At 59.9% G+C, this 11,791-nt stretch carries 8 protein-coding genes; 6 read left to right on the top strand and 2 right to left on the bottom strand.

Features of this window, described 5'->3' with window-relative positions; genetic code table 11:
• The first annotated feature begins 621 nt into the window (after positions 1-621).
• On the top strand, positions 622-1,692 hold the full coding sequence (locus QRN54_RS18455; protein ID WP_285182753.1) for a Zn-dependent alcohol dehydrogenase: 1,071 nt from the start codon (positions 622-624) through the stop codon (positions 1,690-1,692).
• Between the two features lie 76 nt (positions 1,693-1,768).
• Here the strand turns inward: QRN54_RS18455 and QRN54_RS18450 are convergent, their stop codons facing one another.
• Positions 1,769-2,797 carry a TetR/AcrR family transcriptional regulator gene (locus tag QRN54_RS18450; RefSeq protein ID WP_285182752.1) on the bottom strand — a complete coding sequence of 343 codons (1,029 nt, stop codon included), beginning with the start codon at positions 2,795-2,797 and terminating at the stop codon, positions 1,769-1,771.
• A gap of 707 nt (positions 2,798-3,504) precedes the next feature.
• On the opposite strand from QRN54_RS18450, the gene QRN54_RS18445 reads away from it, so the two are divergent.
• From QRN54_RS18445 to QRN54_RS18430, 5 genes are all read left to right on the top strand, one after another.
• Positions 3,505-4,452 (top strand): alpha/beta hydrolase, encoded by a 948-nt coding sequence (locus QRN54_RS18445; protein WP_285182751.1) that lies wholly within the window; start codon positions 3,505-3,507, stop codon positions 4,450-4,452.
• 29 nt (positions 4,453-4,481) lie between these two features.
• Entirely contained in the window at positions 4,482-5,207 is a 726-nt protein-coding gene (locus tag QRN54_RS18440) for an SDR family NAD(P)-dependent oxidoreductase (protein ID WP_285182750.1), read from the top strand.
• Positions 5,208-5,268: 61 nt separating this feature from the next.
• Positions 5,269-6,918 (top strand): flavin-containing monooxygenase, encoded by a 1,650-nt coding sequence (locus QRN54_RS18435; RefSeq protein WP_285182749.1) that lies wholly within the window; start codon positions 5,269-5,271, stop codon positions 6,916-6,918.
• A 277-nt stretch (positions 6,919-7,195) separates the two neighbouring features.
• A complete protein-coding gene (locus tag QRN54_RS33625; protein WP_350318880.1) occupies positions 7,196-7,816 on the top strand; it encodes an IclR family transcriptional regulator domain-containing protein in 621 nt (206 codons plus the stop codon).
• Between the two features lie 693 nt (positions 7,817-8,509).
• Entirely contained in the window at positions 8,510-9,259 is a 750-nt protein-coding gene (locus QRN54_RS18430; RefSeq protein WP_285182748.1) for an SDR family NAD(P)-dependent oxidoreductase, read from the top strand.
• Between the two features lie 1,102 nt (positions 9,260-10,361).
• Here the strand turns inward: QRN54_RS18430 and QRN54_RS18425 are convergent.
• Positions 10,362-11,777 carry a DUF1254 domain-containing protein gene (locus QRN54_RS18425; protein WP_285182747.1) on the bottom strand — a complete coding sequence of 472 codons (1,416 nt, stop codon included), beginning with the start codon at positions 11,775-11,777 and terminating at the stop codon, positions 10,362-10,364.
• Positions 11,778-11,791: the final 14 nt, after the last annotated feature.

The following is an 11,791-nucleotide window of genomic DNA, read 5'->3' as shown; positions in this document are numbered from 1 at the left end:
CTCAGACATCAATCGTGACTGCCATCACTGTAGCCATTGGCTACGCTTGCGTCAACACGAAGGGACTGATCGTCAATCGTCGCAGGTGAAAGGCCTTCGACGGTGCACGACGTTCCGCCAACACCGCCGCACACCATGGGGCGCGCGCAAGGCCGAATCCCGCAACCAAATCCCAAATCGGCTACCGCATAAGCACTTCGCACTCCACAGATTCAGTGCAGCCTTGTATTAGGTGCAGCCCTGAAATACGGACCGCAGTCAGCGTCGGCATCGTCCCCACGCAGGTTGAATCAAATCTCGACGTCGTCTCCAGTTTCCAAATCTTGCTCGAATTGCCAAGCTGCACAGATGGTTTGCAGTCGATACGCTGCCCATCCTGTCGCAGGTCTCGCTGACTCGGCTACATTCGCGTGGTGGGCGAGCACAAGTACATGAGGCGCCGGACGTTTCAGTTGACTCGAACCCAGATCTTGACGGTGAAACTTTCTGCCCTTAGCATCACCAGCAATGAGACGGATGCCCTAGAGCTGGGCCTCATTTCCTCATCACCCTCCATATCGCGCTGCAACTTGCTGCGCTTTCGCGCATCGTGCGGGGCTTCTCAAAGAACGAGGTCACAAATTGAAAGCAATCGTCTTCGACGGCACCGACAACAAGCTGGTCGACGGTGTTACCGTCCGCGAACCAGGCCCCGGTGAAGTCCAGGTCCGCATCGTCGCGAGCGGCCTGTGCCAAAGTGATCTGAGCGTGACCAACGGAAAGATCCCATTCCCGTCCCCGGTGATCCTCGGGCACGAAGGTGCGGGCATCGTCGAGGCAGTCGGGCCGGGCGTCACCATACCCTCGGTCGGCGACCACGTAGTGCTGACGACGCTGGTGACGTGCGGCCAATGTGCCTTCTGCACTTCCGGACATCCCACCATGTGCCGCGAGTCGTTCGGGAAGAAGGCAACCCCGTTCGACCTTGGCGGCAAACCGATCCACAATTTCGCAGCGCTCTCGACCTTCTGCGAGCGAATCGTCGTCCAGGCCGGGCAGGCAGTGTCGATACCGAAGGACATTCCGATGTCGACCGCGTGTCTCATTGGTTGCGCCGTACTGACCGGCGCCGGAGCGGTGCTGAACCGAGCCCGCGTAAGCCCCGGCGACTCAGTAGCCGTCATCGGCGCAGGTGGCATCGGTCTCAACGTAATTCAAGCGGCTCGCCTCGCGGGCGCGGCGACGATCGTCGCCATCGACACGAATCCAGACAAGGAGTCGCGGACGAGCCTGTTCGGTGCCACGCACTTCATCGATGCGAAAGCAGGCACTGCCGTCGCTACCGTCCGTGAACTCACCGACGGTGGGGTCGATCACGTCTTCGACTGCGTCGGCGGCGAGGCGATCACCAGCCAGGCTATGGAGATGCTCGACTGGGGTGGGCAGATGATCATGCTAGGTGTTGCTGCTCCGGAGACCAAGCTTTCGGTTCTGGCCACTAGTCTTTACATGGATCGATCGGTACTGGGCTGCCGCTATGGCTCGTCACGACCCGGCGCCGACATCCCGAAATATCTGGACCTGTACCGTTCCGGACGATTCCTGCTGGACGAACTCGTCACCAAGACCTACGACCTCGAAGACTTCGAGTCCCTCACGGAGGACGCCCGGAACGGAAAGCTCGATCGCGGCGTACTGCTGATGCCGTCCTGACGACGACACTCCGTTCGCTGGAACGGGTGGAAGCCACCGCCTCCGTCCGCCTGTTCCGCGCACTCGATCCTCCGCCTCATCTGTTCGGCCGGGCCGCGTAAACGAGAAGCTTGAGCAGGTCTGTGACCTGTTGCCTGGAGCCTTCCCGATCACGACCCGGATTGTCGGCCAACTCGGTAAGATACGGCTCGTACAGATCCCACACCGAGGCGACGAGGCCGATCAGCGACGCCAGCACGCTCGAATCGAACTCGGCCCGCAATTGCGGCTCGACGGGGTTCTCCCACAGTGCGTTTATTTGAGACAAATAGCCGCCCGAACGAGCTCCACCCAGCAGACGATCCGGTGACGTGCCCTCGAAGATCGACCACATCAACATTCGACCGAACTGACCGGAGTCGATGTCGGCGCCGAACGAGCGGTCGATCGCAGCGTAGACGTCTTCCTCGCCGGAGAGACGCTCGCCGCCATAACTGACCAGCAGCTCCATGACCGCTACCAACAGGTTCTCCTTCGTGCGGTAGAACCGGTAGATCAGGCCGTAAGACACATCCGCCGCGGCGGCGATTTCCCGTAGCGTCACCTTCGCAGGCCCCTTGCGGGAGAAGAGATCCGCGGCAGCAAGAAGGATCGCGTGTTGCGCGCCCGTCGACCCCGGCTGAGACGGTCGCCACTCGGCGATTTCCTTGCCCGCGCGCTTTACATTGGACTCCGCAGTCGATACCGGACCTTCTTCGATCGCTGCGGCCTTGCAGATGCCGGCCAAGTGAAGCGCATCTCGCTTGGTGTTCGGGCATAACAACAGTTCGGCAGGTGTTCGATCGAACTCGTCGATTTTCGTGATCGACCACTCGGCTATCACCTGCGGCTCGACATCCTCGTCGAACGCCGCAAGAAACTCGGGGATCTCCGGACGGATTCCTCGATTCTCCACATCGAACTGCCACACTGGGAATAACGTCGCTCCGCCACCCGGATAACCGAGCATCTTACGATTCTGGACGCGCCTATTGATCGCCTGACGGCTGATATCCAGAAACTTCGCCGCTTGCGTCGTGCTCCAGACGTCGTCGGCGGATACGGTGAGTTTGCGGATGGTTCCCATACCCGACGAACTCTATCATGATAGGCGGCAGCGCAATTCGCGCATCGTCGCCGAACCCGCGGCGCCGACAACAACAACGCCCTGCCACTTCGTCACGTCGTCGGTCTGTTGGCAGTAGTTTGAATTCCGAATTCGGCCGATCCCCAAGTACAGCCTGAAAATCCGCTTGCACCCGCATTCTCGACGCTGCCAGCTCGCCGTAGGCCGAGAATCCTCTGGCGGCCGAACGCAACAAAGCTACGACGGAGCAGCGATGGCGATCGCACCGAAGGTCGGGAATGCTCTCATCCGCTGGGCCGGGCCGCCCGAGGATGCGGCCGCCCAACGGTCGGGCGGTGAAGCCACTCCGAGCATGGGAAAACTGTGCGACCTCCGACATTTGGGCGTCGCTCGCGAAGAACAAGGGCCACGTGGACACGATCCACGTGCACGCACGCGCATGAGGTCTCTCGACGCGACAACCACCGAATCCAGGGGCACTACGACCAATCCACAGATATCGCATTCACGCGAATTTCCTTATTACCCAACGTAATTACATGCATTGACAGTTGTCGGGACAGACTCATCCGAACATTCAGTTGACGCCAGAGTAGCCAATGGCTACGGTCTCATCTGAAGAGAACCACAGTGATTGCGCTCACGTTGCGTCGAGCCCTCAGGGGCGCAATGAGGCGTCAACCCCGAGTACATCAAGAGAGGAATCGATGTCATACACCGTCGACCCCGAGTACTTGCCGATGATGGGATACGTCCCGCGTCTTGATGTCTCGGACGCTGTGTCGGTCCGTGCGCTCGTTCGCTCGATGGGCGAGGTGGACCCGATGGCGGGTGTCCCCGAAGGAGTAGTGGTGAACCGTCGAGAAGCGCCGGCAGCTGACGGATCGGATATCGGGCTTGTCGTGTTCAGCCCGGAGCACCGCAGAAAACAGCTACTCCCCTGTATCGCTTACTTTCACGGTGGAGGGTTTGTCTTCGGCGATGCCAGCACCGATGTCCGAGTTCCATCGGCACTCGCTGCAGATCTCGGCGCGGTGGTGGTGTCGGTGAACTATCGCCTGTCCCCTGAGTACCCGTTCCCCACACCGTTCAACGACTGCTTCGACGCTCTGACTTGGATTGCAGGCGACATCGACCTCGGTATCGACCCGGCCAGACTCGTCGTCGCCGGAATCAGCGCCGGCGCCGGGCTTGCAGCTGCGGTTGCGCTCAAAGCACGCGATATCGGCGGTCCCGCTGTCCATTTCCAGGCACTGGACTCGCCGGTCCTCGACGACCGCCTACACACCATCTCTGCGACCGAATACACCGATTCCCCGCTGTGGAACAGACAAAACGCTATCGACAGTTGGCGTCACTACCTCGGCACCGACGCAGACGTCGACCGAAATCAGACATCGGAATACGCCGCTCCCTCACGCGCCCAAGACCTCGCCGGGCTTCCGCCAGCGTATATCGCCGTTTCGTCGTTCGATCCTCTCCGCGACGAGGGGATCGACTACGCACGACGGCTGACGCAGGCCGGAGTGCCCACCGAACTGCACCTCTCCCCCGGAACCTTTCACGGTTCGTCGGGGGTGTTCCCACAGACCGCGATTTCGAATCGGATCCACGCCGACTACACAGCCGCCATCCGGCGAGCGCTTGACAGCTGAAGCACGAGCACCACTGAAATTGGAGAATCATGAGGAACCGCTTTGAAGGAAAAGTTGCGATCGTCACCGGAGGCGCAGGTGGACAGGGCGAACAGATAGTTCGAATGCTGGCACGCGAAGGCTGCTCCGTCGTGATCGGCGACGTCCTCGACGATCAGGGAAAGGTCGTCGCCGACGACCTCGGCGCGTCCGTCGTCTACACCCGTCTCGACGTCACGGCCCCGACCGACTGGGCAAAGGCCGTCACTGTGGCGACGTCGACGTTCGGTGGGCTCGACGTCCTCGTCAACAACGCGGCGATCTACCGCAGGCAGCTGCTGGAGGACGAGACCGTCGCCGACCTCGACAAGATCCTTGCCGTGAACCTTCGCGGACCATTCCTCGGCATCCAGGCCGTTACTCCCGCCATGCGTGCTCGACGAGGAGGCGCGATAGTGAACGTCTCGTCCCTCGCTGGAGCGACATCATACCTGGCGCACGCGTCGTACAGCATGTCCAAGTGGGGCCTGCGTGGATTGACAAGGACCGCGGCAATCGAACTCGCGCCGTCGAACATCCGCGTGAATGCTGTTCTCCCCGGCAACATCCGGACCGGGATGTCACCGACGACCGCATCCGCCGACTCGCCGACCGGCCTGAAACGGCAGGCCGACCCCCAGGAAACCGCAAGTGTCGTGCTCTTCCTCGCCTCCGACGACGCGTCGTTCGTCAACGGAACCGACGTCATCGCCGATGGCGGATCCCTACTCGGGTAGCAGCTCCATTCCCCAGCCGACCCCACAATGCACCATCATGCAGATCCGAATTTGGAGGAACATGTCCACCTCGACCGCGACAGCCGACCGCACAAACCAATACTTCGACGTCGTCGTCATCGGCGCGGGTTTCAGCGGAATGTATGCGTTGCACCGTCTACGCCAGCAGGGCCGACGGGTGGTGTGCCTGGAAGCGGGCGACGGCGTCGGCGGCACCTGGTACTGGAACCGCTATCCGGGTGCCCGTGTCGATATCGAGAGTATGCAGTATTCGTACTCTTTCGACGAGACCCTCCAACAGGAGTGGTCGTGGTCCGAGCACTTTTCGCCGCAGCCGGATCTGGAGAGGTACGCCAACCACGTCGCCGACCGCTTCGACTTGCGTGATGACATCCGCTTCGAGACTCGTGTCAACGAACTGACCTTCGATGACGCCGAGGACGTATGGCACGTCGGCACCGCGTCAGGTCGACATTTTGTCGCAAAGTACGTGATTGCGGCCACTGGCAGCCTGGACGTCTCCAACGTCCCCGACTGGCCCGGCCTGGACAGTTTTCACGGCGAGACCTACCACACCTCGCGGTGGCCTAAGGAGGGCGTCGAGCTCGCCGGTAAGCGCGTTGGCCTGATCGGCACCGGTTCCACCGGCATTCAGCTCACCCCGGAGGTGGCCACGGTCGCCGACCACCTCACCGTCTTCCAGCGGACACCGAACTTCAGCCTCCCCTCATTCAACCGGGAGTTGGATCCGGAGTACGAGCGGGAGTGGAAGGCCGACTACCCACAGCGACGCAAGGAGGTGCTGAACACCCACGGCGCCCTGCTGATGAGCAATGTGGCCGAGCAGCGCTCGATCTTCGACTACACCGAAGAAGCGCGCGAAGAGGTGATGGAGCGCGCGTGGAACGCCCGGAACGGACTCGAGTTCATCCGTACGTTCACCGACACCTCCAGTGATCCTGAGGCGAACGCGATTCTCGCCGAGTTCGTCCGGAACAAGATCCGGGCCGTCGTCGATGACCCGGAGACCGCCGAACTACTGTGCCCGAAGACCTATCCGATCGGCGGCAAGCGGATCTGCGTGGACTCCGGCTACTACCAGACTTTCAATCGGGACAACGTGAAGCTGGTCGACGTACGGGCGCATCCCATCGAGGAAGTCACCGAATCAGGGATTCGCACAGACGATTCGGACTACGAGCTCGACGTGATCATCTTTGCCACCGGCTTCGACGCGATGACCGGTTCGATGCTGAAGCTGAACGCGACCGGGATCGACGGAGTACGACTCGCCGACAGGTGGGCCGACGGTCCGAAGACGGTCTTCGGTCTGATGACCGCCGACCTCCCGAATCTGTTCATGGTGCATGGCCCCGGCAGCCCGTCGGTTCTGGCACAGATGATCACCACGGGTGAGTGGCAGGTCGACTGGATCCTGCGAACAATCGGCTTTCTCGAACACAACCACATCTCTCGTTTCGGTGCCACCCCCGATCAGGAGGATGAATGGGCCACGGAGATGGAAGCTGTTGCCTCACGCACGATGCACGTGAAGACCGACTCCTGGTATACCGGCGCGAACATCCCTGGCAAGCCGAGAGCGCTCCTGATGTATGTAGGCGGATTCACGCGGTACTCCAACTGGTGCACTCGCGCAACGACTCAGGACTACGCGGGATTCGAGAAGAAGCGGAAGATATCGCTACCGTAGAGCACCCGAACACGTATCGGTAACCGATTCTCTGCAGTAGGTTGCCTCAGGTTGCGGGGGCTGGCGTTCGATGAGGGACGAGCAGCCGGAAAGACCAAAAAAACATCGACCAAATTCCCTATACAACAGGGTATTTCAAAAATGGCGTAACCGGTCACACCCAACCGAGCCCTTACCGGAAGTCTCATCCAGAACCAAAAAGGGACCCTGCGTTGATCCCACTTGACGTCCAGAAGTGTTCGCTCGGGAGAGCAGCCCGCATCCTGACTGCAATTCAATGCACCCCCAACTCGCCGCGCGTGAGATATCGAGAAATACCGGATTGCCTGTCAACTCCACCAACAGACTGTTGAAGCTCATGTCAGAGCTGGTGGATTCACAAAGTTCACAACCAATTCGAATTGGGGATAAGGCTTTTCAAACTGGGTATCACGCTCGAAACCGAGTGAGTCGACACACGGCTGCGTGGCCCCACCTCGTCACTCTTCATCATCACACGAGGCTGGGTACCCACCTGGGTGCACTCGACGGCGAAGACCTGGTGATGATCGCTCGAATTCCGGACTCCCGAAAAGAATCTGATATTTGGCCACCGCCGGGCAAACGACCACCGGCCCACCGGACCAGCATGGGCAAAGCAATTCTTGCCGCCTCACCAAGTCTCCGCCGCCGACTGCTTTCGCCAGGACATTCATCTCATTGCAACCAATCAACGGATTCCCTCAACCGACTGCACTCAGAACTGAGTTTCATTCGCCGGTCGGGAATTGCGCTCGGGCGCAACGAACCTCAATCAGGCCATGATTCCATCGCCGTGGCGATTGGACCATCGAACATTCCGATTGGAGCCTTACCCGATTGGAGTCTTTGCATTGACGGACGTCAGCCACCGGATTGACGTTGCTCACTTGGCTCCACAACTTCGTCGGACAGCGCAAGACACATGGAGATCAATTCCAGTTTCGGGGTCGTGAAACGTAGCCGTTCACAAGCACGATGCACCCTGCAATCGACCGCCCGCAAAACACAATTACATCCGAGATATCGACTCTTAAAGCAGCGCAACACTTCCTGTCGCTTTTCACAGGATCGTCTCCGAGCCGAAACAAAGGTCCGGACTGATCGCGACCGATCTGGGGGCTGACAGTGGGAGAGACGATAGAGAGTCCACGTAAGCCATTGACTCTGCTGAAGCCAATGGCTACGCTGGTGCGGTCAGGCGCAGGACCCCGTCGGCTGTACCACTCCACTCACTATCTCCTGATTACAACTCCTTGCTCGACGCGGGAGTGCATTTGCCACCGTTGCAGTTGAATTCACGACATGCCCCGCAGCGCATGAAGAAGTGGATGAATACCTGGGACACGCTGACATCGGACATGAACGTCGAGCACGACGTCAGTCCGGTTGGCGCAGTCTCTCCACCCGAGGTGGACGAACTCGCGAGGTGATGCCAACCCAGGATCATCCGGCAGACAAATACTTCGACGATACATGTTTTGATCGTCGCTCTGCTCGAACAGTTCGGCGCGAGCCCAAACACCTGCGCCAGGCTTCGAATCCTCAGCACGAAACCAGGAAAGGTTGATAGATGACAAACCGAATGCAGGAAAAGATCGTCATTGTTACCGGCGCATCGTCGGGCCTGGGGCGAGCCACAGCCGAATTGATGATCGCCGAAGGTGCGCGTGTGGTCGTTGCGGACATCAACCAAGAGACGGGTGAGGTTGTAGCAAACACCATCGGGGCGGAATTCATCCGCGCAGACGTCGGCAATCCATTGGACGTCGATGCCCTGGTTACACGTACTGTGACCCGTTTCGGACGGCTTGACGTGATGTGCAACAACGCCGGCGTAATCGCCACCACGCCGGTACTCGAAACGACGGACGAAGCCTACAATCGGATGGTGGCCGTTAACTTCGGAGGGGTTTTCCACGGTACGCGGGCGGCAGGCCGAGTGATGGCGCAACAGGGATCCGGGGTCATCGTCAACACGGCCTCGAACGGAGGTTGTTCTCCCTCGGAGGGAATGGCCGTCTACTGCGGCACGAAGGCAGCTGTGGTAGCACTGTCGAAGGCATGCGCAATTGAACTGGCACCCAAAGGTGTTCGTGTGAATACGATTTCACCCGGAACGATGCTCACCGGTATGGTACCGGACGTAGACGGAATCGTTGAGGTCCTCGACAAGATCCAGCCCATCGGGTATGCCGCGAATCCGTCTCAGATGGCGGCTGGGATCCTGTTTCTCGCCTCGGACGAAGGTAACTACGTCACCGGACACGATCTGGTCGTCGACGGAGGGGCGACCGCCGGTCGACGCGCGGTGGGGGGCTAAATCACGCGCGAGCGACCTCAGCGAAATACTTTGATCTGCAATCGAAGCCATTACGCAGTGTTGCCGACTGCCCCGCGCGAGGGCTCAATTCGATCCGAGAACCGAGATTGTTGGTGCCAAATGGCGCACATCGTTTCGCGGCACGTACGGCCTCATTCTCAGACCGGCAAACGATCCACCCGATCAGTGAGCAGGTAATCCGCCAACTCCGGCTCGAAAGCGACTCCGCCAGACAGGGGTGCAGAACTTATGTATCCGTGCGGTTGCTCTGGGCGGCATGCTGTCAGCATGGGAGATGTGCAACTCACTCTGCCGCGCGTTCCATGTTCCCCGTGCCGAATGGGTCCGGTTCGATCATGAAGGCCCATTCGGTACGGCGAACAGGTCGGCGTCAAGGGACTTCCGCGGACCGCTCTGCTAGCCCTTCTCTTGGATCCAGAAATGTTCAGGTCGATTCGTCGAGGTGTCGGCCTCATGATCTCGCCATTCGAATGGATTCAGTCCGTGATTCAGACGACGACCTAGGAGAGTGGAATCCCTCGTTTTGCGTCTCCGGCGGGGCAACCGAACTGGTTCCGTCGAAGAAGTCGTGACGAACCGATTGGTCTCGGGTGCCGGAAGTCATATTGTTTTGTCGAACTCTTCGCCTATCAGCCGTCGGACAAAGGGACCGAGTATCGGCGTTTCGCGATCCGCGGCTGCATTCTCCTGCCGAAGGTGCCGTCGGCGCCGCGCGCATCGGATCGTCGATGTCCATCGAATCCCGTTGCATCTGGGTTAAACCGGTTAGAGGAGTCGACAACTCGGAGTAACATCTGCGCCCGCCATCGTGACAGGTCCGTTCGGTCAGCGGGACATCGACGTCGAGTGCACATAGGCTGCCATCTGTAATCTGATCTCGCACAGGTTGCCTTCGACAGTCGCGGAACCGATACGGTCCGGCAGATTTCCACTACTGCCGGACCGCCTCGGCACTGGGTCCGGCTCGGGTGGGGCTCGCATCATGGATCCGACTCAACTTGTACACCAACTCAATTCATACACAGATAGTCGATGAAAGGGGCCATTCGCGCCTTCGAAGGCGGGGACCGAAACCCGAGGGTCATGCCCCCGCGCGCACCACCGGGGGCATCGGATAGGTGCCGTCGATCAGCTGCGTCAGAGGGCCGTAGAAGCGAGCCGCAATCTGGAAGCCATCCGTCGCGGAGACAGGAAGCCAATTCCTGGCAAGATCAGAATCAGAGGGTCGCTCAGCCTGGAGGTAGAACGTCAACTTCCCGTCCCGAACGGCGTATTCTCCGGCTCGCGCGAGGTAACTCGTTGCGCTGTAACGGTTCTCAGAGTTATCGATAAAGTAGCCCTGAGAGTCGTATACCGGGAGCTCCCAGAACTCGGTGACCGGCGGCAAATCCTCCACGTCGAATGTAATGGTGTAGCAGTTCGCACCATCGAGAGGGAAACCCTCGGCGTCGTCGAACAGGTAACCAATTGTGTGGGACTGAAAGGGCACTGGGGTGCCCCACGCCACGTCGTTAGCACCAGCTTTGGCACGGTAGTCGAGATCGTCGTAGAAAAGGCTGGATTGCAGCTTCCACCCGTTCATATCCACCTGCGTCTTCTCGAACGCCTGCCTGGCATCGGTCCGCGCCCGCGCGAATCCGCGATCGATCACCTCGCGCTGTTCATCGGTGATCTGCGAGGGGTCGAAGCAAGTCCCCGGACGCAACCCGAGCCGAGCGAGATTCGCGAGGGCTTCCCGCTCCTTTACCGAATCCGACCGGCGAGTCATGGAAGAATCGTTGATTACCAAACTCAGGAGCTGTAGATAGTCGATCGCGGTCATCGACTTTCCGATGTCGGCAATCAGGTCCATCCGCGGAAACGTGGCGTAGTCGGACTTGACAATTGGCTGATCCACGAGGTCCGGAACGCGGCCACCGCCGGCGTGCCACAGCGAAAGTGGAGCCGCGCGGACGCCCGTCACCGCGGCCCGTGCACCGGCCAGGTCCTGCTCAGTTCGACTAGTCACTGCCACGCGAATAGTGAGCACGAATGCATCGGACGGTGATCGCACGACCTCAGTGCCGGCGAACCCGGCAGGTAGGAGGCCTCTCCACCTCGGACCAACGATCACGTATCGCTGCGGCCCATTTCCGGTGAATTGCGATCCAGCCATGAAGAACCAGTCAACGTTCGGGCCAAGTGCCTGAATACTCCAGTACCGACCGTCAGCTACGCCCGGAGCTTCGATGACGACCGGATCGTTCGACAAGTCGAACATCCCACCGGAATAGAGCGTCGAGGCATTTACTGTCGTGGCGATGCGAACCTTGGCGTCGAACAAATCGAGGATCGGCTGGAGACGATTGAGCCCGCGATATGCCGGCTGCCCCTCCAAACCCGTGTAGACGTGCCGCAATTCGTAAAACCCGGCAAGATGTATACCCCAGTCGAAGGCATCGGCGATCAGATCGCTGACATCGTCGACACTCAGAGACTGGTCGATCATGGTGGTCATCAAGGAACTCCTCG

The organism is Rhodococcus sp. MEB032, assembly GCF_030208925.1.
Lineage (GTDB): Bacteria > Actinomycetota > Actinomycetes > Mycobacteriales > Mycobacteriaceae > Rhodococcus_F > Rhodococcus_F qingshengii.
The sequence above is the reverse complement of the archived record's forward strand: the minus strand, read 5'-3'. Positions and strand labels throughout refer to the sequence as shown.